The sequence below is a fragment of the Companilactobacillus zhachilii genome, from assembly GCF_003606365.2.
In the GTDB taxonomy this organism is placed as follows: domain Bacteria; phylum Bacillota; class Bacilli; order Lactobacillales; family Lactobacillaceae; genus Companilactobacillus; species Companilactobacillus zhachilii.
This window is the reverse complement of the sequence record NZ_CP031933.2, coordinates 1,395,537-1,419,605: the sequence shown is the minus strand read 5'-3', so window position 1 is coordinate 1,419,605 and position 24,069 is coordinate 1,395,537. Positions and strand designations below refer to the sequence as shown.

Genomic DNA, 24,069 nt, shown 5'->3' with positions numbered 1-24,069 from the left:
GAGGTGAAATATGGCAGAAAATAATAGAAGACGACGGCCTCAAAAGGAAGAAGAAAGTGGTTGGCAATTTTGGTTACAAACCATTGCGTTGACCATTGCAATTTATGCAGTTTTCTTCCTTGGGTTTAAGTTTATTCTCTCAAACGATAAAGTTTCTGGACCTTCTATGCAGCCAACTTTTGAAAACGGTGACAAAGTAATTGCGACAAGACATTCAAGTATTAGTCGTGGTGATGTTATCGTTTTAAAGGCTCCCGATGAACCAGGATCATTTTATATTAAGAGAGTTATCGGTTTACCTGGTGATACAGTTGTTTCTAAGAACAACAAAATCTATGTTAATGGTAAACTATATAAGGAAGACTTCCTCAAAGCAGGTAATAAAGTAAAGGAACCTGACACTAGTCTCTATGCGGGCAAGCCTTACAGCTATACGTATAATTTCACTTTGAGTACTTTAGCTAAGAATTCCCCTGAATGGCAACAACGTTACAGCAGTTCTTATCTAAAGAAAGTTGAACAGACTAATAAGGTCCCTGCTGGTACCTATTTTGTAATGGGAGATCACAGAACTGTTTCCAAAGATAGTCGAATCATTGGTTTCATTGATAAGAAGAGTGTCATCGGTGAAGTCAAGTGGCGTTACTGGCCATTGAATAAATGGACAATCTTTTAAATCAAGTTATAGATAACTTATTGGAGGTATTTTCATGGATAAACCAAGTATTGCTGAAATGATCATTCAGTACGAAAAAGATAAAGATATGACAGATACACAATTTGCTTTCGAAAGTCACATCTCAGTTGAACGTGTTCACAATTTGAAATCGGGCGATTACGAACCAACAGCAGATGAAGAAAAGACAATCTTAGAATATATCAAGCTACATCAATAAGCGGTATTTGTAGTTTACCCTGATAACGATAGCCAATAGGTTATCGTTTTTTTGTGGTTTAAACTTGCCGTCTCCAGGAGTAAAAAATTAGGCCGCTGGGGACCGGTTCGAGCCAAAAAACGGTCTCGAACCTCGACTTTGAACCTTGCAAAGTACGCGAGGTTCAAAGCTCGTCCCGTGGTGTAGGCGCTGAATCGCCAACGCCACCTTCACTGCGACCTAATTTTCTTACTCCTTTCGACTGATTTATTAGTTGATTTTTTGGTGGATACAGTGTAATTAATACTACTAATTTTAAATATATATTTCAGATAAAAAATCTATAACTGCAATTAGTTGATTAATAAAATACCACCTACTAACAAGTCGTCTGTTTATTAGTAGGTGGTATTTTATTTATTTAGAATCTCCCATTAAATAATCGTAAATTTGGCTGTCATGGAAATAAACATAAACACCCTTAACGCCACGTTTTAATAACACATTCATCGAATTAAGAATGATTTCTTTTTTTGCATCATTCACATCTCGTAAATCACTTTGATGGCGCTTCTTGAATGCCTCCTGATCCTCATATTTATTAATATCAATTTTTATCTTCCCATCTCCGGCATATTCAACAGATGGTCCAATAATAACTGCTACATAATTCAAATCAAAACCTTGAACAGTATAAATCGACCCAATTTCATCAATCGTTGATTCTTTCTGTGCCCAGGTGACATTGGAATAATTGTATTGATCCCAAGGCAAATGAAACTCCCCTTCGTTCACAAAATGTTTCTTACCATCCAAAGTTGATGGATAATCCGCCGTGGCCACGATACGTGATTTTTGATAAGTTTCATTGTCTAGTCTTAATTGTTGATACATTTTTTCAGCGTCTGGATAAACCCTGAAATCATAACCTTGATAAGCACCACCTAAGAAACGGGTATTTTCATGTGTCAGTGGTGTTAATTGCAAATTATTAGTCAATGTATCAATCCACTTTAATACACTTCTGGGAGCTTGCATACGCATCTGTACGTGTAAAGTTGCCAGCTTATAGTTCAATTGAAATCTCTTAACTAGGTTATCAATTACTTTTTGTGACCAAAAACTCTTGAGTTTGAGTACCTGTCGTTCATCATAAACAATTATCACGACTTTACTTAATTTAATAATTTCTTCCAATTGATTATTTTGCTCGAAATTATTGTAACGATCAGCCTCACTGAGTAGTAAATGCGCTTCATCAATGACAACAACATCGGAACTCTTATGTTCTTTATTCATTCGATTAATAAAAGTGGTAGGTCTTAAAAAACGATTCTTGCGTAAATCCTTATAACCACCGGCATTTTCTTGATAAACTTTTAATAGTTCGGGATGATTAACGAGAAAATAATTATCTGTACCATTACCCTTTGCTGATTTTTCTAGCTGTAAAAATAATTGCGTTAAAATAACACTTTTTCCAGTACCAGCATCACCATTTAACTGAAATAAACCTTTCGTATTTGTTTCTAAATTTTTGTGGCAAAAATCTAATATTTCATTAAAAATATTTTGCTGCTCCTCAGTCAGATGTTTGTCGGGTAAAACTGAATCTAACATAAAATCTCTCCTAACAAAAACAGCACACCCTAAGGTGTGCCAAAATTAACTATTCGTCACTCTTTAAAACACCGCCAACAGCGTAATGTTCTTTTTCCATTTCATTTAAAACAACATGAACGTGTTCTGCAGGTGCACCAGTGTTTTTAACAATGGCTGCAGTAACGTCTTTGACCATACCTCTTAGTTGTTCTTCAGAACGGCCAGCAATTAAATCAATATGTACTAATGGCATAATTTTTCTCCTCAGTAATTTAAGATATTTCTATTATACCAAAACATATTTTGAAGGTACTAATTATCTTGACAAAGCTGCTGTAGCATCATCCATTGGAAACATATTACTGCCACTGTTTCCACCATAAACATTTCCATCAACACCCAGCATAACAATATGAGTTAGTGATCCATCTGGCAGATCCCAGTAAACCATATACTTAGCAGCGACCTTTTTATCGGATTGTGAAATTGGAAATTCATATCCATTGCCTTCATTAGCCTTGTAGTCGTTGTCTGGATCATCATCAAGAAAACCATTGTCTATCAAGAATTGTTGAAAATCGTCTGCAGATGTAATCTTTGAATCCCCATTAGTTGTGGAACTATCGTCTGATGAAGTGTCTGCCTGCTCTTCACTGTCATCTTGAAGATCTCTTTGTTGCATTTTTGCTGAAAATTGATCAACCGCATAAGTCTTTGACCAAGCATCATAGTTAGGTGCACCTTCCAGTGTACCGTAATCCAACATATCTTCAGAGACCATATATTGATTTGTAGTTATCAATTTAAGCCTATTATTTTTAGTGAAACTAAATACATATTCTTTTGGTAACGAATTAAAACCAACCATATCTTGATAATAATTTTTACCTAAATTACTAATCGTTCCCCTATACAGCGGTGTGCTTTCACTAACAAAAAGAATTAGTTTTTGTCCATTAAGTTTGTATTGACCAGTAATAATGGCAATACTACCTCCGATGTCAAGACCATTTCGATATTCTGACTGTCCACCATACTTCCAAATAAAGTTATCGCCTTTAAAGGCAATACCGTTAGCCATCATGTCAGTGGCAGGACTCATGAAACTTCGATTCGATAGCTTTGCGTATTTTTATTATATTGTTTTTGCATTTTATCAATATAATCATTGTAATTTGAAATTATAGTTGTTTTGGTAGGATAGAGTTTGTACTTCTCATTAAATGCCAAATACCTCTTATGTATTTTTAATTCAGTTGTGGACCCTCTATCGTGTTTTTTGACCATTTTTGTTGGTAATTTTTGATTAGCAAGTGATTTCTCACTATTATAACCAAGTATCATGCCATCCTCATCTATAACACCCAATGTTTTTCCACTGATAGCATACCTACCACTAATAATCTTTCGGGTCCAAGTACTGTCACTTTTTGAAATTCCGTTATAGGTAACAATTGCATGGTTGTTTTTATCAAAGTGAACAGTCATCTCTTGTTTACCATTATTATCCGTCATAACTTTTCCAGAGAATGTGTTTCCCTTAATAACAATGCTATTATTGCTTTTGGTTTTAGGTTGACTAGTGTTACCTGCTTTTGGCTGACTACTAGTACATCCTGTTAAAAATATAATAATTGAAGAAATGATGCCGAATATACTTATGATTTTTTTCATATTTCCCCCTAGTTAATTTTGAACATAATCGGCGTAAGCTTGCGTCAAATTATTGTCTAAAGTATTAAAGTGACCTGAATAGATTTTCCCATCGGATGTTATGGAAATTGTGCGAGCTATATCCATGTCACTATCAGCTAATGTGGTTATTGAGTAGGCTACTGAATATACGAGTGGTGTCTCACTTTGTTGACCATCAATCGTATCACGAAGATTTTCGGTTCCACCAGCTGATGAAGCAGTCACATGAAATCCAGGCTCATCCTCTGTCGCATAATCACCTTGGTTATAGTAATAATCTGTTACCCAATTAGCAAAATCCTCTTTAGTTGGAAAGGTTTTTTCAACTGATTCTTCAGTACTATCTGTATCAGCTGATTCATCTTCAATTGGTTCCGTGGATTCGTTAAATTGAGTTACTTTCTCAGCTTTTTCCATGGCAACGTTATAAACGTCAGGTTGTTCACTGACCGACCACTTTCCATAATTTGGTGTTCCAGAAACAGTTCCGTAATCGAACATGTCATCTGATTTAAAATCATTAAATTTAGTAATCAAGTGTAGTTTATTGTTCTTAGTAAACTTAAAAACTAGTTTCTTTGGAATATCATTTCCAAGCAATTTATCCTGATATTGTTTATTTGATAGTTGACTGACCGTACCTTGATAAATACTTGTATGATATTGAAGGAAAAGTGTTAATTTATTTCCATTCAATTTATACTTCCCCATAAATACTGCGAAACGTGCGCCCTCTTCTTTGTCAGTCGCAAATGTTTTATCGGGACCACCATACTTCCAAATAAAGCGACTCCCCTTAAAGGCAATTCCGTTAGCGAGTAATTCAGTGGCGGGACTCATAAAACCACGATTGGATAATTTGGTATCTTTCTCATAATATTTCTTATTGACAGCTCTCAAATAAGAATCATAGCTGGAAATATTTTCTCCTTTAACTAACGTCAAACGAGACTTTTTATCTTTGGAATCACCAAGATAATCTTTACCAATATGAAGAGTACCTCCAATATCTCGGTCTTTCTCTATTTTTTCAGATAGTAAAAAGATAGGGGTTTCATGACTGTCCAAAGCTTTTTTATTTTTGTAAGTTTCGGTAATACCTCTAGTGCTTCTGAACCTTACAGTTTTATTTTTTAAAACCTTATAGTTAGCATCGAAAACTAATTGCCCCCATTGATTATTGTCTGTCGCATATTTCCCTGATTCGATAATAATTGCTTTTTTTGCATTGACGAAATGAATCGTCATCTTCCCATTGGTAGCATTCTCGACTGGAGTATTTGCTGAAAAGGTCTTTCCTACAATATTTGGACCTTGTGTTGTAGATTTTGTCCTCTGATTGCATCCACTCAAAATAAATAATGATGCAAAAATTACTACCAAAAACCTGCTTATTTTTTTCACGCTTTTTCCCCTCAAAAAAATAATTTTTCAAAAACAAAAGAGCCCTAAAAATTAGAGCTCTCTTATATTTAACGGTTTCTAAAACCAGGTTGTAGCTCCATCATCAAGATAGTCTTGGGATGGTTTATCCATATTGGTAATTACTGGAACATAGCCAATCAAAGCTCCAGTATGATAATTTAGTACCTCGAGAACAGTTAATTTTGCATCTGTTCCACCTTTACTCCAGATAGAATTTGAAACCTTTGTTCCTCCAGCATCTACTACACTTTCCCATTTCTCAGCGTCATCTCTTGATTTAAAGATATGATCGGAAACATAAGAATTTTTAGTAGTATTTGTATTAAATAAATCATCATTAAAGTATTTTGCTGAATTACTTACATCTAATTGAGTGTATCCTAAGTCAGTTGCTGAGGCAGTATTATAGTCGTTAGCATCCCAGACTGAATCAGGGAATTTACCACCAAAGTCTTGGACAATAACCCATTCATATTCGCCGACTTGTTTTGCTCCCATACCAATATCAAAACTGTGATCGTTAATAATATTATCACGATGTTCCTTGTCACTGATTAACGCATCAAATGCATCTTGAGCTATTTCGTCAGCTGTTAATCCTTGGCCAACTGCGATATTTTCAGCCATACTATAATCACCGATACGGTATTGATTAAGATTTGGCTCAGTATTCCACATGCTGCCATCTGGTCTTTCGTGATCAAAATCATATATATCGCCAGATTTAGCAATTTGTTCAGCTTCTTCATCTGAACGTGTCTTTGAACCAGCTACTAACAAATCATTAAATGCCATTGGTGAACTGACATTATTCTCTTTACGATAATCATTAACTAAGAGAAGCATTTTATTTTCTAATTCTTCAGCTGTAACAACAGGGTTCTTAGTATAGTGAACAGAAATTTCATTTTGTCCCGGTTTGACAGTCAAATATGTTTCTTTTGCTACATCTTTGACGTAATAACCGGTTATTTTACTATATGGAACCTGACGTTTATCGTCTGTATACCAGTGATCTGTAACGTCAGGAGCTATTTTATTACCGTCCTCATCAACATAGTGAACCGTTATAGGCTGTTTAGTAGAAACATAGTGAATGTCAATAATATTACTGCTTGGATCATCACTAACAATATAATTCGATAAGTTTGTTATTAAGTCGTCCTTCGAGTCAAAATTACTATCTAATTCGTAACCAGGTATATCTAAAATATCACCTGTTAAATTAACAAAACGATTTGTTTTACTAGCAGTTCCTTCAACCGGTGCGTGTATTTGATAATAATCATCTTCACTTTCACCACCAGCTAAGTTACCATTCAGACCAATGTAAGAAATCTTATATTGCAGTTCACCTGCTGGAATTGCATCTTTTGAATATGTAAAAGTTAATGTTTTGTCACCATTTACAGAATCGATTGATTGAGTCGTTTCTCCCTTTACTGTGTAGCCCACAATTTCTGGAGCATTGACTTTAAACGATGTGCCATTATCAACACTTTCTGTCTTAGAAGCTGATAATTCTTTACCTGCTTCATCTACAAACTTAGTCGTAATTGTTGACTTTTGTGCTGGTACAACATTCTTTGTATAGACAAACGTTAGAGTTTTATCTCCAGTCACGCTATCAATTGATTGGCTTGTATCTCCACTAAGTGTATAACCATCAATGGTCTTTGCATTTGCTGTGTATGACTTACCATTGTCAACTTTATCGGTTATTGAATCAGCAATTTCATTGCCATTTTCGTCTAAAAACTTAGTAGTGATAGTTGATTGTTGGACAGGGACAGAATCTTTCGTATAGGTAAATGTTATTTCGTTACCATTCTTTGATACAGTCACATTTTGAGTTTTATCACCATTAACTGTATAGCCATTGATATCTTTCGCATTGACTGTTGTGTTTGAGCCAATTTTTAGATTAGTCTTGGTATCCTCTGACAAAGTTTTCCCAGATTCATCAATGTAATGAACAATGACATCGGCATTATTTGTTGCAGGGTCAACGGGTGTTTCTTTTGCTTTATAAGTAAATACAACTACATTATTATTACTGTCTTTATCAACGGTTACTGATTTAGTTGCATCAGAAGTTAAATCGTAACCAGTAATATCTTTAGCAGTTACAGTAACATCTTTACCTACTTCTTGTGCTGATAAAGTAGTGGCACCCGCAATTTCCTTGTTATTTTCATCAACATATTTAACGGTTAAATCTGCTTTATTAGAATCAGGGTCTGTTGTGGAACCACCATCGTCTGGATCAGTTGGAGTTGTTTCAGTATTTTTTGAGTAATAGAAAATGATGTTACTATTATCATCTTTAACATTCATTGACTTGGTAGGTTCATCTGCTGTATATCCGTCAATATTTTCAGCAGTTGCAGTATAATCTGAACCCACAACTTGTGGATGTGTATATGATTCATGAACCGGTTCTCCAGTTGACTTATCAAGATATTGAACAGTAACGTTGACAATATGATCATACGTGAAAGTTACTTCATTTGTACCAGCCTTAACAGTAATATTCTTATTTGATCCACCGTTATCACCATTATTTACCTGATAATTAACGATACCATCTTCTGACATAGCAGTGTACGTTGAACCAACTTTAGCGTGAGCAGTTACATCTGGAGATAATGTCTTACATCTTTATCTACAAAATGAATAATAATTGTTGCTTCATCCTTAGTTGGGTCTGTTGGTGTAGTAGTTGAACCTCCACCATTGTGACTACTTGATGATGAACCTCCACCATTATTATTGGTATTTGGTGTAGTTGTATTAGTTTCAGCATCCGGTGCATTTTTAATGTACGTTTTTTCTGAACGGCTATTTTCTGATGTTAAGTTTGCATTATTAGCTTTGACCCATTCGTCGGTAGCAACACGATAATAAATCACCCCGTCAACAGTGACTTTAGCATTTGTTTTCCAGTCAGAATTGCCAGAAAGTGCTCTATTGGAAATCAATTTGGCACCATTTAGTGGATTGCTATATAGTCTTGCATATTGAACATCCCCAATATGGACGATACCACTCAAATCTTGTGATGATGTTTCATCTGCTAAATCCATTTCTTTAGCATTAGCGTACTCATTACCGCCAACTAATAGATATGTTTCTCCATCGACACCCTTAACCGCTTTGGCAGTTTTCCAAGCACTACCATTTTGAAGGCCACGATTAGCCTTGTGAATACTCTTTTCAGTAACACTATTGTAAAGCTGCACAAATCCCTTTTTAGTTGCATTGGCTGTGGCTACGTTGTTAACTGCTGAAGCATCCGTTGTTAATTGACTCATCGTCATAGCACCCAATAATGTGATAAAAGTTGCTCCAATAGTCAGCCAACCTTTGTTACTATGCACAAGTTTTACACGATATGTTTTCTCCTCAAGTGCTTTGTTTAAACGCCTTTTCTTGAAATTCATTAAAATCCTCCCCTATTTTTCAATTCATAGCTTTTATAACGATATACATAAGTAGAGCAACAAATAAGAGTATCAAAACGATATTTATATGACTTAATATAAAATTCAGTCCTAAAAACAAAATAACAATTACTGCAATAGCAGTTATACAACCACATCCGCAACCATCACCGTCATCTTCTACCCAATTCATTTCTTGAAAAACTCTACCTGGTTCCCAATGTCCCACGAAACAAAACTCCTCTTTTAACTCAGTACTGATTTCAAAGTTTCTATTTAATTTTATTTTTCGATTCTAACGAGTTCTTGCTTCGTATTGGGCGTACAATACTGGACCTATTTGCTCTGGATCCTTGACATCCAATCCCTTGTTTGGGGTCAAGCTCGTAATTTCACCGTTTAACTCTTTAATTTCAGCACCATTCTTTACAATTTTATAAGTAAATCTTTGTGCTAAGTTTGTTCCACTAATTCTGTAATCAGATCCTTGACCTGAGAAATAAGCATGTCCAGGAGCAATATTCAACATGGCTTCAGGACTTCCCCAATCGCCAAAGAACGATGAAGTCATATTAAATTGGAGTAATCCATTTGGTGAAACCGTATATGTACCCTTTTGGAAATTAACATGAGGCAAGGCACTATATGTGTCTGATTCATTGTAAATGTATTCATTATTACTCTTCAGTAATAATGTAGTTGTATCTCCTAAAACTGTTTTTGAATAAGGAATATCAAGATAAGGCTTCTCGACATCGGAAGTATCAATATTATTAGAATTACTACTGCTCAAAAATGTCTTATTACCACGTGTTTTTTCGGAAATCAAATGGCTATCTGAACCTTTAACCCACTCATTTGTGGCAACTCGATAGTAAACTTGACCATTAATTATTACACGTTGGTCGGTATACCATTCTGTATATTTAGCTAGTCCACGGTTATTGACAACACGAGCACCATTGGATGGATTTGTGTACAAAGCAATGTAATTACCATTACCTGAACCTGTTTTAACAACACCAATCAATTGTTGCTTTGAATTCTCGGTTGTTGTGTCCATTTGATTAACATTGGCATATTCATTATTTCCAACTTGATAATACTGTTGACCATCTGACCCGTTAATTCTGTTGCCAATTCCCCATGAAGACCCACTAGATAAAGTATTATCATCCCGAGTCTTATTACCAGTAACGTTATGCCATAATTCAACATGTCCATAACCAGAGTTGGCCATAGCAGATGCAGCATCTACGGGTGTTTGATGTAATAAAATACTTGTACTTATTAATGCGGCCGATGCGATACCAGCTGTTAAAAATCCTTTTTTAATTTGATTCATATTTAATCCCTCAAAATTTTCTTATTTATACAAAACTAATGCATTGATTTATTATCTTTTAATAACTCAATCAATTTTTTTCTTTCAGAAATATCGATTGAGTTGGTTAATTCACCGATAATCTCTTTCGTTTCATTATCATTAAAATAATTTGATTCTAATAATAAATTCCTAACAATAACGACCTTATTAAATGGAATCGTGTTCACTCTGCTTAAAAAATATTCTTCTGCCGCAGTATCATGATGCAAAACATAAGGGGTATTTTCTAAAGCCTGATTAATCGCCGACATATCTCTTTTTATAGTCCGTTCTGAAACATTGCTTTCACGTGTCAACATACTCAATTTAAGCCTTTCACCACGCATCAAACTGACAAAAGTCTTCATAATTCGATTGTTACTCTTCATAAAACAATGTCTCTTGAAATAAAATTACTCTGCCTAATTAAAGACACGTTTAACCCCTACAATTGTTCCACGTGATGAATAAATTGAGTGCACTTGAACAGCAAATGGCCATGATTCAATCATTGTATCTGGGTTCAATAAAATACCTACATGCCATACAACACCAGTTGATGGGTCAGCAAAGAAAATCAAATCACCACGTTGACGATTATTAAAGTTCACGCGTGGCAATCTATCATCAGCCCAATAATCACGGCTATTCCATTCATGACCAGGTTGTGCATGTTGAATATTTGAAATTGGAGCTGAATCAATACCTGACGCATAAAGGGCTTGAGTTACCAATCCTGAACAATCAACACCATATGCAGGCATTGAAGCGGCACCAGAAATCCATGGTTTACCGATATATTTGTAAGCTTGATTAATCATTGCTTCGATATGGTCTGAACGTGTACTTGTAATATTGGTTTGTAATGGTGCAACGTATGAGTCAATACCATACCAATCTGCTTCTGAGTAACCCATAGTCTTCCAAGTTGCTAAGTTAACTATTCCGGTAACAGGTAATCCATTACGCGATTGGAAACTTCTTACTGAAGATGCGACGGCACCGTCATAAATTGTATGGGCATTTGAATATCCAAAATATTTACGCACAAGATATGTCTTGATACCTTCAACGCCGTTATATAGGTCATAACCAATGGCACCACCAGAAGGTTGAATTTGAGTATTATGAATTTGTAGCCAACCATTAGGATTTTGATAAGCTGGTGCAATCGTTGCGTCATCGCTATTTAGCCAAACATTATTAGCAATCTGATAATAAGTTAAGCCACCCAAGCTGTCAGTCTTGTTGTATTTCCAAACAGAATTTGCCGCTTGATTTGCTTGACCATTTCTTACAAATCCTTGGTCATTTCGTTGATAGTTAACAGCACCGTCTTGCTTAACACGTACAACACCGCTTGCTGCATTACCATATTGCATAGTTACATCATTAGTATTCGTGTACTCATTAGTAGCGACACGATAGTAACTTGCACCATTCAAATCCATCTTTTGATCAGTGACCCAAGGTGTATTAGCAGCTAACATGCGGTTACTTACTTGTTTACCATCTTGTGTATATAAAAATGTATTGTGCTTAGTTTGTACGACACCCTTTATTTGTGTAATATTTGCTGCACTTGCATCGGCTTGTGTAGTTGCTGCCTGATTATCAGTAGCTGTTTGTTGATTATCTTTTGCATAATCCATCAATGATGAAGTTGATTCTGAACCACTAGCATCGGTGACTTGTGGTGTTTCTGTTGATGTGGCTTGAGATACAGCTTGTTGATTACTTGAAGAAACAGTGGCAACATTTTCTACTTGTTGTGAATCAGTTGCTGTATCTGCTTTGACAGTCTGTTGTGTTGCCAAAAACGTTGTTAATGCAAAACCACAAACCATGACTAATTTAGTTTTATTATTCATTTGTAAATTCCCCTCTAATAACTTAATGCACGTCTTTTTTGAGTATTCCAATTATTGATAAATTGGTTAATTCCCATTTGCGTTGTTTGATTAGTCCAACAATCGTTGTAATAAACGTAATTGGCATCATAACCAGTAACAGTTAGAGCATGATATGGAAAACCATGTAATGTATTCCATGTCACAACTGGATGTCCAAGATTGATTTGATACTTGATGGCGTCGAATCCTTGACCAGTTAAGTCCTTAGCAGTACCTGCATATTTTTCAACTAAGCTCATCAAAGCATTTGGAAAAATTGTGATTCCCGTTCCATCCCATGGTTGTCCTATGTAACCATAGTTTGGATCTCCACTTCTTGGCATTTCACGGGCTAGTTGCATTTTATTAACATTTGCTCCTGCGTATTGCAACATCATTGTTACAGCAGTAATTTCACAGCCGTTTGGTAATTCTGGTCGTTGAGCAATTAAAGGTACACCTGACAACCAGTCTGCTTCTTTGTACTGTCCACCATTAACTACAACGTAATCTTGAGGTACCCAAGTATTTCCGCCAATCTGATACCATTCTTTACCATTTATCTTGGCATGATTATTTATTTTCCAACTGCTTCCGGTCGGTAAATTATTACCCAAGTATGTTGCTTTGTTACCATATCCTTCAAAATCATGAATACTTGAACCCGATTTATAGACTATAGTTGCATTTCCAGAATATGGTTGAACATAAGATGTAAAAGTTCCATCTTTAGCGTTAGCAAATTCATTTGTTGCCAATTGATAATAAACCGTGCCATTATTCATTGTTTGACGAAGGTTTGTATACCAAGCAGTATTTCCGCCTAAAGCACGATTAGTAATAGGCGTTCCATCAGCTGTATAAAGGTACACAATCTGGTTACCTGTGTTGTAAACTCCATCCAGGTTTTCCTGGCGTTGAACTTGTTGTGTGGTATTGTTCTGCGTACCCTGAATTTGAGTTTGGTCTATAGTTTCATCATTAGTTGGCTGTCGTGTATCTGTTATGCTTGAATCAGAATCTATGCTAGATGTTGTATTATCATTTGATGATTGAACATTTTGCGAAGGTTGATTTGATTCATTTTGACTAATGGCATCATTTACTCTGTTAAAGTCAGTAGTGTCAGCCTTAACGATATTTGTGGATAATAAACAACTTGAAGCAAATAAGGTAGCGTAAAGTAGTTTCCTATTGAACTTCATGATTCCCCCTTAAATATTTAAATAAAACAAAAGATGTATATTAATAAATTCCTCCCTGAATGAAAAAAAGTACAAATGCCATATACGAACGTCATTGACACAACAAAAAAGCGTTGATGTCACTGAACAAAATTCAGTAATATCAACGCTTTTCGCGAGTTATTTATTTAACTGCCATAAACGTTCGTAAACGGCAGCTTATACTAATTATTTTATGTATTTCACGTATACAGTATAAATCAAGCTAATCAATAAATGAAGACCCTTTAGAAAAAGTTCGTGATAAATTATTTTCTTTAGCTATTCTAAATACTGTTCTTTGTGAGACATTACATCGATCCGCAACCTCTTTAACCGACAAATCTGGATTCCGATACAGTAAAGCAATCTCTCTTCTTTTATTTATATCGAAGGAAGGCCTCCCTAAAACTTTTCCATCCAACTTAGCCTGATGTAAGGCTTCTTTTGTTCGAGTTCTTAAAGTGTTCACTTCAAATTCACTAAACATTGCCAATAATTGCATCATGAGTATTCCTGTTGGTGAATTTGTATCTACATTTTCATTAATTGACTTAAATGAAATATTATTAGATTTTAAATCTTCCAAAATATTGAGCAATGATGACATCTTTCGAGAAACTCTGTCTAACTTGACTACGACAAAAGTTACTTTATAACCTTCTTTTCTTAATTTTTTACACTTGTTTATGGCTCTTTTAAATTGAGGACGGTCATCTTTGCGACCACTAATTTTTTCACTATAAATTTTTGAAACATGATTTTCTATGAGAATTCTTTTTTGAGCTTCAAAACCCAGTTTTTGTCTATCTTCAATCGTAGATACCCTAACATATCCAATCATTACCTCATTCTTTGTATCAGAATTTATCATACAAAAATAACACTCCTTTTGATAATTATTTAACATGGTTCCAATAAATAATTATCAATAAGAATGCTATTTGATTGCTAAAAATTAAGTTTTTTCCTAATTATTTAATAAAATTAACAGAATACCCGCCCATTGAAGCTCATTTGAATGTAACCTAATAACTTATTGCACGTCTATTTTGCGTGTTCCAATTATTAATAAATTGGTTAATTCCCATTTGAAGTGTTTGGTCAGTCCAACAATCATTATAGTAAACATTGCTTGAATCGTAACCTGTGACAACAAGTGCATGATATGGGAAGCCATACAATGTGTGCCATGTAACGACTGGGTGACCGATATTGATTTGATATTTAATTGCATCAAAATTTTGTCCTGTCAAATCCTTAGCTGTTCCAGCATATTTTCCAACTAAATTCATCAATGCAGATGGAAAAATAGTGATTCCTGTTTGATCCCAAGGTTGACCGATATATCCATAATTTGGATTACTACTACGTGGCATTTCACGAGCCATTTGCATTTTATCAACTTTAGCACCCGCATATTGCAACATCATTGTCACAGCTGTGATCTCACAACCATTTGGCAACTCTGGACGTTGGGCAATCAATGGAACACCGGAAATCCAGTCGGCTTGCCTATATTGACCACCATTGATAACAACATAATCTTGTGGTACCCAAGTGTCATTGCCAATTTCATACCATTCTTTGCCATTGATCTTAGCATGATTGCTGACTTTCCAAGTACTACCGGTAGGTAAATTATTCCCCACATAAGTAGCCTTATTACCATAATGTTGGAAAGTATGTGCACTTGAACCTTTTTGGTAAACAATTGTTGCATTTCCTTGATATGGTTGAACGTATGAAGTAAATGTACCATTGTTACCATCGGCAAATTCATCAGTGGCCACACGGTAATAGTTAGTACCGTCACTCATTGTGTTCAACGTATCCGTATACCATACGGAGTTAGGACCTAAGGCACGGTTAGTGATTTGGGTTCCGTTTGCATGATGTAAATATGTTATTTGATTACCAACCGTGTAAACCCCATCAACCGGTTTAGATTGAACCTGCGTTTGAACTTGTGTCGGTGCTGAGCTTGTAGCATTTGTTTGTTGCGTATCTTGTGCCTGTGTCTGAACTTGTTTATCACTAGTGGTATTATCTGTCTCATTTGTTGCAGTAGAAACAGAAACATCACTAGTTTTTGCCCGTTCAGTAGTAACTGCAGTGTCAGGTATAGCGACACTTTGGTTTACAGTGGTATCAAGATTGTTGTTAACAGTATCGGCTTTGACAATATTTGTTGAAAGCAGACAGCTAGACGCAAACAATGTTGCATAAAGTAGTTTTCTTTTTAAATCCATAAAGCCTTTTCCCCTTTATATTTGACTGTGTGTTGAAACATATATACATATCTAGGCATATCTCGCATTGCATTGATTGAATAATAATAATAACAAGATAAATATTAGTTTATTTGATATATTTCTATCAATATTCTAATACAGTAAGTATATCATCAGAATATTTCAAAAAAGAATAGCCATTAGCAAAAAAAACGGGATAAATTCCTATCTTTGATATACCCCCTGCTAAATTGAATCATTTTATTCAGATTTACTTTTAAATTTGTTGATTCCTTCTGAATAAATGTCGGATAATGTATTTTGTTTTTTTGTTTTGGATATATGTTTTCGTAAAACATATATTTTAATTTAAACTTTACATTCATCCTGCAAGGTTACATAAGTTTTTTTTAATGCAGTGAAACTTCATAAAAAAATAAGAGCCGATAATCAAACGATTATCAACCCTTATTTCACAATTTATTATTTCTTTTGACTATTTAATCTAATAATTTCAAGTACAACATCAACGGCTTTTTCCATTGCCTCTTCAGAAACATATTCAAAACGTCCATGCATGTTCTCGCCACCAGCAAACAAGTTAGGTGTTGGCAAGCCCATGAAGGAAATTGTTGAACCGTCAGTACCACCACGAACTGGTGCTTCATCTGGTTCAATATTTAAGTTCTTTATTGCCTCTTCAGCAATCTTCACAACGTCCATATGGTCCTTCATGATTTCGTACATGTTGTAGTATTGATCTTTCATATCGATTTTAACTGTATCAGCACCATACTTATCATTCAAAGCCTTAACAATTTCCGTAATCTTGTTCTTACGAGCTTCAAGGCCATCACGTTCAAAGTCACGAATAATATAAGCCATATCAGTATGATCGATTGTACCAGTTTCATCCGTCAACAAGAAGAATCCCTCACGGCCTTCCGTCTTTTCAGGAACTTCATCAGCTGGCAACATGCTTTGGAATTCATTAGCAATCAACATTGAATTGACCATAATTCCCTTTGCACCTGATGGGTGAACATCTTTACCAGTAATGTGAACTTTCAAACTAGCAGCACTAAATGTTTCAAATTCAAGTTGGCCAACTGGTCCTCCATCAACAGTATAGGCAAAGTCAGCTCCAAAATCTTTGACATCAAAATGATCAGCGCCAGTACCAATTTCCTCATCTGGTCCAAAACCAATCTTAATCTTACCGTGTTTGATTTCTGGATGATTAATCAAATATTCCATTGCTGTAATTATTTCAGATACACCTGATTTATCATCTGAGCCCAATAATGTATCACCACTAGTTGTGATAAGTGTTTGACCAGCATAGTTCTTCAATGAACTAAAGACTGCTGGGTCGAGTGTATACTTACCTGCCTCATCAAGCTTGATAACACTCTTACCATCGTAATTTTCAACGATTTTTGGCTTAATATCCTCTGAGTTAAAATCAGCAGTATCAACGTGAGAAAGTAATCCCAAGACTGGAACATCATAGTCAAGATTTGAAGGCAATTCAGCGGTCAAATATGAATCTACTTTGCGAATCTTAATATCGCTCAAACCAATTTCCATCAATTCTTCAGCTAACTTCTTAAGAAACTCTGTTTGTCTCTCAGTTGAAGGAATTGTTGTAGAACTCTCATCTGAACGAGTATTCTGCTTTGCATATTCCAAAAAACGTGGAATCAATTTTTCATATTTTATTGCCATTTTTATACGCTCCCTATAAAAAATTATATGGTTCTGTATCTACCTCTGATTGTACTATATCTAATTCTAATTTATTAGACCTTTTCCAATCATTTAAGATATTTGCCATTTCTTTTATAAAGACAGCTTCAACATGGTGCCCAGGGTCAACAACATTTAACCCACTAGCCATCATATCGTGAGCTGTGTGGTAATATACATCACCAGTAATAAACGTATCTGCACCAGCCTTTAATACTTCAGGATAAAACTTACCAGCGTCACCACCGATAATTGCTACCTTATGAACTTTTTGACCTAAATCGGACTTTACATAACGCAAATTTGACAAGTGATAGGCATCACGAACCATTTTGGCAAAATCAACTAAATCCATTGGCTCTTTAGTTTCACCCATTCGTCCAATTGAATAGTCGTCATTTTCATCTAAGAAACGAACATTTTCCAAACCAAGTTGTTCCATCAACCAATCATTCATTCCGTTATGCGCCTTGTCTAAATTAGTATGACTAGCGTATACCGAAATATTATGTGATAACAAATCACGATACATTTTATTTTGTGGCGATGCTAGATCTAAATTATGAGCAGCGTGAAACATCACTGGGTGGTGTGCCACGATTAAATCAACTTTCTTATCAATTGCTTCAGCAACAACATTTGGACGGACATCAAGTGTCGTCATTACACGTTTTACAACTTGCTGACGATCACCTAATTGAAAGCCAGTTGGATCACCGTCCATTTTAATTGACAATGGAGCAAATTCTTCGATTCGATTAATAATATCTTGAACTTTAACCATTAGAGTATCCCCTCAATATATTTAATATTTTGGTTCATTACATCAATTTTTGCTTGGTCAATCTTCTTAGCATGACCCATATTGGCAACAGCTTTATGATAACCGTTCAATTTGTGTTCCCATTTAGCAACGAAAGTTGGTGTTTTTTTCTGTATCAAAACAGGTCCCATTAAAAACTCAGCATCTGTCAGTGTTACAGGTTCAGTAACTTTTTCAGCCTTAATAATTTCATATACATGATGATCTTCTTCAACAATATCTTCATCAATAATTTTGAAATTATTCTCAACTAACCAACGACGAACAAGGGGTTCACCAATATTAGGCTGTAATACTAAAGTTTTCACATGTGATAATTGTTCTTCGGTCGCATTTGTCAAAATACTTTGAATCAAAATGCCACCCATACCCGCAATTACTACTGTATCAATTAAATCATCCGCTTTGATAACGGCTAATCCGTCACCCAAACGTACGTCGATTTTGTCACTAAGACCAAACTTCTCCACGTCCTCTTTAGAACGTGACATTGGTCCCTTGGCAACTTCACCAGCAATGGCATAATTAGCCACTTTTTCCTCAATTAATTCTACTGGTAAATAGGCGTGATCTGATCCAATATCAGCCACTTTTGTATTTGCATCAACCATTTGATAAACGGCTTGTAATCTCTTCGAAAGTAAAGTCACTTTAACCTCTATTCTGCAGTCTTCTTATCTAAGTCTGTCATGTATTCACGTGTCATTGGCATAGCAGTTCCACTAGGTCCATTCGTTAATAAGAATTGGATAACATCAATATTACCACTTTCAAATGAAGCAGCACAGGCTTGAAGATACAAGTCCCACATTCTTACGAATCTCTCACCGTACATTTCATTAACTTGATCTTTTACCTTGTCAAAATTACGGTCCCAGATTTCAACAGTCTTTTGATAATGACGACGTAATGGTTCCAAATCATCAATTTGAAGACCAGCATCCAAAATATGACCAACGTTTTCCTTAACATCAGGAATATATCCACCTGGGAAGATATATTTAACTAACCAAGCATCGACACCAACACCATAATGTTGACCAGTAATACCATGGATCAAAGCATTTCCGCCTTGTTTCAAAAGCTTCTTAACCATGTCAAAATAACCAGGCAAGTTTTCCTTACCAACATGTTCGAACATACCAACAGAAACAACGTGATCGAATTTTTCGTTTACTTCACGATAATCTTCCAACATAACTTCCATTTGGTCACCAAGGTTTTCATCTTGAATCTTTTGGTTAACAAAATCGTATTGTTCTTGACTAAGCGTAACACCCTTGGCCTTCAAACCATATTCTTTTGCTGCAGTGAACATCATTGTTCCCCAACCACAACCAATATCAAGAATTGTTTCGCCTGGCTTAGTATTTAATTTGTTTAAAATATGACGTACTTTATTCATTTGAGCTTGTTCCAAAGTATCCTCTGGTGTTCTGAAATAGGCACATGAATAAGTCATTGTCTTATCAAGCCACAACTTGTAAAAATCATTACCGATATCGTAGTGTTCTTGAATTTCTTTCTTATTACCCTCTTCAGTATGACTGAACTTAGGAATATATTTCTTTAATTTCAAACTGGACATGAAACTATCTGATTGCGTATAGGCGGAGGTAATCAATTTTTGAATTGAACCGTCAATCTCAATCTTCTTATCCATGTAGGCTTCACCTAATGTCAAAGTAGCGTGTTTAACAACTTCCGAAATTGGAACTTTTTCATTAAACTTGATAGTTATATCAGATTTTCCCTCTGGTCCATAAAGTTTCTCTTTACCATCCCAAAATACAACTTTAATAGGAATAGTAAATGAACGTGAAAATATTTCATCATAAATCTTTTTATCTAACATAACATCCTCCAAAAAAATAGATACATTAATTGTAAATCAAATTATGAAAAAATATAAACAAAAAGTCTATTTTTCAGAAACATATTTCTTAAAATGTCCTTTTTATGGTGTTTTTGTCTATCATGTTATTTATATATATGCCGTCTCCAGCATCGAGAAATAGCTAATGACAGTGCGGACCGATTCGAGCCAAGGTCTCGAATCTCGGTTTGAAGCCTCGCAAAATCAGCGAGTCTCCAAACACGCCCGGTGGTGTAAGAGCTAAAGCTCTAACGCCACTTTCACTGCCATTAGCTATTTCTCGATACTTCCGACTAGTTTATCTTTATAAAGAAATTATTATGAATTAAACAGTATTGTTCCAAGTTTATTTGAATATTACAGAATGCTAACTTTATTCTGACTACAAGTTCAAATCCTACCACTCTAATCAATCAATGACGTACAAGTAGGAAGATTGGTAACTGCAACATCTAGAATAATCATCAAAAATAACAAATAAACTAACCGGAAGGAACAAGAAATTTAGGTCGCTGTGAAGGTGGCGTTAGAGCTTTAGCTCTTACACCACGGGACGACTTTTGAAATTCGCGTACTTGGCGAAGTTCAAAATCGAGACTTGAGACCTCACTCTGGCTCAAGTCGGTCCCCATAGCGACCTAAATTTCTTGTTCCTAGAGGTGGCATAAAAAAAGACCGCCTTTCGGCAGTCTTTTATATTATTACTATTCTAGGAAATCCTTCAATTGTTTTGATCTTGAAGGGTGACGTAATTTTCTTAAAGCTTTTGCTTCAATTTGACGAATTCTTTCACGAGTAACACCGAAGACTTTACCTACTTCTTCAAGTGTTCTTGTACGTCCATCATCCAAACCGAAACGAAGACGTAGAACGTTTTCTTCACGGTCTGTCAATGTATCAAGAACGTTTTCTAGTTGTTCTTTCAACAATTCGTATGAAGCATGGTCTTCAGGACTTGTGGCATCAGAATCTTCGATGAAGTCACCTAAGTGTGAATCGTCCTCTTCACCAATAGGTGTTTCCAATGAAACTGGTTCTTGAGCAATCTTCAAGATATCACGAACTTTACCAGTAGGCATATCCATTTCAGCACCGATTTCTTCAGGAAGTGGTTCACGGCCTAGATCTTGAAGTAATTGACGTTGAATTCTGATCAATTTGTTGATTGTTTCAACCATGTGAACAGGAATACGGATTGTTCTAGCTTGGTCAGCAATGGCACGAGTAATCGCCTGTCTGATCCACCAGGTTGCATAGGTTGAGAACTTGAAACCTAGACGGTAATCAAATTTTTCAACGGCCTTCATTAGACCCATGTTACCTTCTTGAATCAAATCCAAGAACTGCATACCACGTCCAACATAACGCTTAGCAATTGAAACAACCAAACGAAGGTTAGCTTCGGCTAATTTTTGTTTAGCTTCTTCATCACCTTGTTCAATCTTCAAAGCTAAATCAACTTCTTGTTGAGCATTAAGCAATGGTACACGACCAATTTCCTTCAAATACATACGAACAGGATCATTAACTTTGATATCTGTTGGAGCAGTTGTATCGTTTTTCTTACTCTTGCTTTCTTCTTTCTTTTCCTTTAGAAGTGCAAGTTTACTTGGGTTACCTTTTTCATCGACAACACCGATACCGACATCTTCAAGTTCACTAACAAAGTTTGTTAAAGCATCACCCTTAAGCTTGTAAGGCTTGATAATCTTTTCTTGAAGGTCATCTTCCGTGATCTTACCAGTTTTCTTAAGGTCTTTGATAAGTTTCTTTGTTGCTGCTTTTAATTCTTTTGATACTGCTGGTTTTTTAGTAGTAGCCATATATATTCATTCCTCCAGTATGCTTAATTACTTAGGATTCTTCTTACTTCAACTAATCGCTTAACTAACTCTATCTGCAATTTGTTGTCACCAACCATCGCCGCCTTTTTTAATTGCTCATTAATGTCATTCAACTGTGTTTCCAAATCAGAATTCTTGATGTTGTTGATATAATCATCAATTTCTTGATCATTATATTCATCAGGCATATTCATCATTTCTAATTCTGCCAAAAGATTTTTATCATCATTGTCCAAAACATTCATAAAGTCGGAAATGTTGATTTCGTCATCATCGACCTCATCTTGTTCCACATACGACAATAACGTGTCAAAAATTCGTTGGTAATTTTGATGAACAAACTTGAAACCTTCACCTTTTAAGTTAATTCTGACTTCTGGAAAGTTGATTGCCCAATATAATAAGTAACGTTCCGATTTCTCCAAGCGATTATATTTAGGCTTAACACTTGAAGTAACCGTCTCTAAGGCTTTTTGTTGAACATCTTTATAATTGTTAGCCGGTTTTTGAATTGCCTGCTGACGGCGCAATGCATCTAATTCCTTGTTGATAGCTTCCTTAGATACATGCATCTCATCAGCAACTTTGCCAACATACATATCGACTTCAACTGGTGATTGCAATTTCACAATTTCTTGTAACGATTGATTCAGAAACTCTAACTGATCATGTTCATTGTTCAGGTTATAGTTACGTTTGAAATAATTCAGGATAAAGGCAATCGGTGTCTGCACACCATTATTAGCTAAATTCTGAAATTTCTCAAAGCCCTCACTGCGGATGTATTCATCAGGATCCTTTTTATCTGGAATACTAATGACACCATAAGTGAAACGCTCATCCGTCAACTGGGTCAAAGCCCGATAAGTAGCTTCAACACCGGGATCATCACCATCGTAACAAACATTGATCTTATCCGTTAAACGGCTCAACACGTAAAGCTGCTGATCCGTCAAACTAGTACCCATTGACGCAACACCATTGGTTACTCCGGCCTTGTAGGCACTAATAACATCCATAAATCCTTCAAACAAAATTACATTGCCTTTTTCACGAATCTCTTTTTTGGCATTGTTTAAATTAAACAACGTTTTTCCCTTATTAAAGATCTCAGTCTCTGGACTGTTCAAATATTTAGCTGTAGAAGCTCCTTTATCCAAAATACGTCCGGAGAAAGCAATGATATTGCCGGATTCATCAGTTATCGGTATCATTACTCGATCACGAAAACGGTCAAATAATTCACCTTCCTGATTTTCAGCAAAGAGTCCTGATTTTCTCAAAATATCTTCACTAATATCCCGGTCCTTAAAAAACTGTAGAAGTAAATTGTTGTTATTCGGTGCATAGCCAATACCAAAGGTTTGAATCAAATCATCCGAAAGCTCACGATTCTGCAGATACTTCATTGCTGGAGTACCATTTTCAGTCTTCGTCAAAATGTGACTGTAAAGCTTAGCCGCATCGGCGTACATCTTTAACAATGTCTGACTGTCAGAATTCTGATATTGTGTGTTTCTAGCTTCGTATTGATCAGGAACTGAAATATTTCCCATTTGAGCGACTTCTATTACCGCCTCAGGGAAAGTTTTGTTTTCCATCTCCATGATGAACTTATAAACATTGCCACCACGGCCACAACTAAAACAATGAAAAATTTGTTTGTCCTCTGCAACTGAAAACGATGGAGTTCGTTCTTCATGAAACGGGCAAAGTCCAAACAAATTCTTACCTGACTTCTTTAGCTGTACATACTTACTAATAACATCAACAATATTTGTCTTCGAGGTAACTTCATCAATGAATTCCTGGGGAATTCTCGTTGCCATGGCCGTCACCTCCTCATATGTTTATCAATACAGAGAAACATAATCTAACACATTCATTTTAGGAAAACAAACATGTTGAATCATTACACCAGCGACGTAAAAATAAAAAAGTGCTCCCACAAAAAGTGCAAACTGGGACCACTAGCCGCTTGTCAAATATTAATTATACACGGTTGTATGTAAAAGTCTAGCT

Annotated in this window: 22 protein-coding genes; 2 read left to right on the top strand and 20 right to left on the bottom strand. The window is 35.6% G+C overall.

The annotated features are described in order from the left end of the window. Window positions 1–10: 10 nt before the first annotated feature. Together lepB and D1B17_RS06475 are read left to right on the top strand one after the other, a co-directional pair. A complete protein-coding gene (gene lepB / locus D1B17_RS06480) occupies window positions 11–676 on the top strand; it encodes a signal peptidase I (RefSeq protein ID WP_120142467.1) in 666 nt (221 codons plus the stop codon). Between the two features lie 34 nt (window positions 677–710). Continuing rightward, entirely contained in the window at window positions 711–896 is a 186-nt protein-coding gene (locus D1B17_RS06475) for an LBP_cg2779 family protein (protein WP_120142468.1), read from the top strand. Between the two features lie 396 nt (window positions 897–1,292). Here the strand turns inward: D1B17_RS06475 and D1B17_RS06470 are convergent, their stop codons facing one another. The 20 genes from D1B17_RS06470 to dnaG form a co-directional block, all read right to left on the bottom strand. After that, window positions 1,293–2,495, bottom strand: a complete 1,203-nt coding sequence (locus tag D1B17_RS06470) for a DUF2075 domain-containing protein (protein WP_120142469.1) — start codon at window positions 2,493–2,495, stop codon at window positions 1,293–1,295. A 49-nt stretch (window positions 2,496–2,544) separates the two neighbouring features. Further along, entirely contained in the window at window positions 2,545–2,730 is a 186-nt protein-coding gene (locus D1B17_RS06465; RefSeq protein ID WP_057890761.1) for a 2-hydroxymuconate tautomerase, read from the bottom strand. A gap of 63 nt (window positions 2,731–2,793) precedes the next feature. Next, window positions 2,794–3,579 carry a hypothetical protein gene (locus D1B17_RS06460; protein WP_120142470.1) on the bottom strand — a complete coding sequence of 262 codons (786 nt, stop codon included), beginning with the start codon at window positions 3,577–3,579 and terminating at the stop codon, window positions 2,794–2,796. Beyond that, window positions 3,576–4,151 (bottom strand): hypothetical protein, encoded by a 576-nt coding sequence (locus tag D1B17_RS06455; protein ID WP_120142471.1) that lies wholly within the window; start codon window positions 4,149–4,151, stop codon window positions 3,576–3,578. The genes D1B17_RS06460 and D1B17_RS06455 overlap by 4 nt, the downstream gene beginning before the upstream one ends. A 12-nt stretch (window positions 4,152–4,163) precedes the next feature. Beyond that, complete coding sequence (locus D1B17_RS06450) at window positions 4,164–5,576, bottom strand: hypothetical protein (protein ID WP_137432115.1); 1,413 nt, start codon at window positions 5,574–5,576, stop codon at window positions 4,164–4,166. Between the two features lie 78 nt (window positions 5,577–5,654). After that, window positions 5,655–8,195 (bottom strand): MucBP domain-containing protein, encoded by a 2,541-nt coding sequence (locus tag D1B17_RS06445; protein WP_120142473.1) that lies wholly within the window; start codon window positions 8,193–8,195, stop codon window positions 5,655–5,657. 35 nt (window positions 8,196–8,230) lie between these two features. Beyond that, the gene (locus D1B17_RS06440; RefSeq protein WP_120142474.1) at window positions 8,231–9,040 is read right to left on the bottom strand and encodes an SLAP domain-containing protein; all 810 of its coding nucleotides are present in this window, start codon (window positions 9,038–9,040) and stop codon (window positions 8,231–8,233) included. 19 nt (window positions 9,041–9,059) lie between these two features. Continuing rightward, window positions 9,060–9,269, bottom strand: a complete 210-nt coding sequence (locus D1B17_RS06435) for a preprotein translocase, SecE subunit domain protein (protein ID WP_120142475.1) — start codon at window positions 9,267–9,269, stop codon at window positions 9,060–9,062. A gap of 66 nt (window positions 9,270–9,335) precedes the next feature. Beyond that, window positions 9,336–10,385: an SLAP domain-containing protein gene (locus D1B17_RS06430; RefSeq protein WP_120142476.1), complete on the bottom strand. Its 1,050-nt coding sequence runs from the start codon at window positions 10,383–10,385 to the stop codon at window positions 9,336–9,338. 35 nt (window positions 10,386–10,420) lie between these two features. Continuing rightward, window positions 10,421–10,795, bottom strand: coding sequence for a hypothetical protein (locus D1B17_RS06425; RefSeq protein ID WP_120142477.1), 375 nt, complete (start codon window positions 10,793–10,795; stop codon window positions 10,421–10,423). Window positions 10,796–10,828: 33 nt separating this feature from the next. After that, entirely contained in the window at window positions 10,829–12,277 is a 1,449-nt protein-coding gene (locus D1B17_RS06420) for a peptidoglycan-binding protein (protein WP_120142478.1), read from the bottom strand. Window positions 12,278–12,291: 14 nt separating this feature from the next. Beyond that, window positions 12,292–13,503 carry a C39 family peptidase gene (locus tag D1B17_RS06415; RefSeq protein ID WP_120142479.1) on the bottom strand — a complete coding sequence of 404 codons (1,212 nt, stop codon included), beginning with the start codon at window positions 13,501–13,503 and terminating at the stop codon, window positions 12,292–12,294. Between the two features lie 244 nt (window positions 13,504–13,747). After that, window positions 13,748–14,395 (bottom strand): recombinase family protein, encoded by a 648-nt coding sequence (locus D1B17_RS06410; protein ID WP_166806638.1) that lies wholly within the window; start codon window positions 14,393–14,395, stop codon window positions 13,748–13,750. 154 nt (window positions 14,396–14,549) lie between these two features. Next, the gene (locus D1B17_RS06405) at window positions 14,550–15,773 is read right to left on the bottom strand and encodes a C39 family peptidase (RefSeq protein ID WP_120142481.1); all 1,224 of its coding nucleotides are present in this window, start codon (window positions 15,771–15,773) and stop codon (window positions 14,550–14,552) included. 465 nt (window positions 15,774–16,238) lie between these two features. Beyond that, window positions 16,239–17,483 carry a peptidase T gene (pepT, locus tag D1B17_RS06400; protein WP_120142482.1) on the bottom strand — a complete coding sequence of 415 codons (1,245 nt, stop codon included), beginning with the start codon at window positions 17,481–17,483 and terminating at the stop codon, window positions 16,239–16,241. A gap of 13 nt (window positions 17,484–17,496) precedes the next feature. Then, the gene (locus D1B17_RS06395) at window positions 17,497–18,288 is read right to left on the bottom strand and encodes a Nif3-like dinuclear metal center hexameric protein (protein WP_120142483.1); all 792 of its coding nucleotides are present in this window, start codon (window positions 18,286–18,288) and stop codon (window positions 17,497–17,499) included. Next, a complete protein-coding gene (locus tag D1B17_RS06390; protein WP_120142484.1) occupies window positions 18,288–18,977 on the bottom strand; it encodes a tRNA (adenine(22)-N(1))-methyltransferase in 690 nt (229 codons plus the stop codon). The genes D1B17_RS06395 and D1B17_RS06390 overlap by 1 nt, the downstream gene beginning before the upstream one ends. An 8-nt stretch (window positions 18,978–18,985) precedes the next feature. After that, window positions 18,986–20,182 carry an SAM-dependent methyltransferase gene (locus D1B17_RS06385; RefSeq protein WP_120142485.1) on the bottom strand — a complete coding sequence of 399 codons (1,197 nt, stop codon included), beginning with the start codon at window positions 20,180–20,182 and terminating at the stop codon, window positions 18,986–18,988. 725 nt (window positions 20,183–20,907) lie between these two features. Next, window positions 20,908–22,026 carry an RNA polymerase sigma factor RpoD gene (gene rpoD / locus D1B17_RS06380; RefSeq protein ID WP_120142486.1) on the bottom strand — a complete coding sequence of 373 codons (1,119 nt, stop codon included), beginning with the start codon at window positions 22,024–22,026 and terminating at the stop codon, window positions 20,908–20,910. A gap of 23 nt (window positions 22,027–22,049) precedes the next feature. Beyond that, the gene (gene dnaG, locus D1B17_RS06375) at window positions 22,050–23,876 is read right to left on the bottom strand and encodes a DNA primase (protein ID WP_120142487.1); all 1,827 of its coding nucleotides are present in this window, start codon (window positions 23,874–23,876) and stop codon (window positions 22,050–22,052) included. Window positions 23,877–24,069: the final 193 nt, after the last annotated feature.

Coding starts and splice junctions, on each gene's coding strand:
- lepB (WP_120142467.1), top strand. CDS start 11: ATGGCAGAAAATAATAGAAGACGACGGCCTCAAAAGGAAGAAGAAAGT.
- D1B17_RS06475 (WP_120142468.1), top strand. CDS start 711: ATGGATAAACCAAGTATTGCTGAAATGATCATTCAGTACGAAAAAGAT.
- D1B17_RS06470 (WP_120142469.1), bottom strand. CDS start 2,495: ATGTTAGATTCAGTTTTACCCGACAAACATCTGACTGAGGAGCAGCAA.
- D1B17_RS06465 (WP_057890761.1), bottom strand. CDS start 2,730: ATGCCATTAGTACATATTGATTTAATTGCTGGCCGTTCTGAAGAACAA.
- D1B17_RS06460 (WP_120142470.1), bottom strand. CDS start 3,579: ATGAGTCCTGCCACTGACATGATGGCTAACGGTATTGCCTTTAAAGGC.
- D1B17_RS06455 (WP_120142471.1), bottom strand. CDS start 4,151: ATGAAAAAAATCATAAGTATATTCGGCATCATTTCTTCAATTATTATA.
- D1B17_RS06445 (WP_120142473.1), bottom strand. CDS start 8,195: ATGTCAGAAGATGGTATCGTTAATTATCAGGTAAATAATGGTGATAAC.
- D1B17_RS06440 (WP_120142474.1), bottom strand. CDS start 9,040: ATGAATTTCAAGAAAAGGCGTTTAAACAAAGCACTTGAGGAGAAAACA.
- D1B17_RS06430 (WP_120142476.1), bottom strand. CDS start 10,385: ATGAATCAAATTAAAAAAGGATTTTTAACAGCTGGTATCGCATCGGCC.
- D1B17_RS06425 (WP_120142477.1), bottom strand. CDS start 10,795: ATGAAGAGTAACAATCGAATTATGAAGACTTTTGTCAGTTTGATGCGT.
- D1B17_RS06420 (WP_120142478.1), bottom strand. CDS start 12,277: ATGAATAATAAAACTAAATTAGTCATGGTTTGTGGTTTTGCATTAACA.
- D1B17_RS06415 (WP_120142479.1), bottom strand. CDS start 13,503: ATGAAGTTCAATAGGAAACTACTTTACGCTACCTTATTTGCTTCAAGT.
- D1B17_RS06410 (WP_166806638.1), bottom strand. CDS start 14,395: ATGATAAATTCTGATACAAAGAATGAGGTAATGATTGGATATGTTAGG.
- D1B17_RS06405 (WP_120142481.1), bottom strand. CDS start 15,773: ATGGATTTAAAAAGAAAACTACTTTATGCAACATTGTTTGCGTCTAGC.
- pepT (WP_120142482.1), bottom strand. CDS start 17,483: ATGGCAATAAAATATGAAAAATTGATTCCACGTTTTTTGGAATATGCA.
- D1B17_RS06395 (WP_120142483.1), bottom strand. CDS start 18,288: ATGGTTAAAGTTCAAGATATTATTAATCGAATCGAAGAATTTGCTCCA.
- D1B17_RS06385 (WP_120142485.1), bottom strand. CDS start 20,182: ATGTTAGATAAAAAGATTTATGATGAAATATTTTCACGTTCATTTACT.
- rpoD (WP_120142486.1), bottom strand. CDS start 22,026: ATGGCTACTACTAAAAAACCAGCAGTATCAAAAGAATTAAAAGCAGCA.
- dnaG (WP_120142487.1), bottom strand. CDS start 23,876: ATGGCAACGAGAATTCCCCAGGAATTCATTGATGAAGTTACCTCGAAG.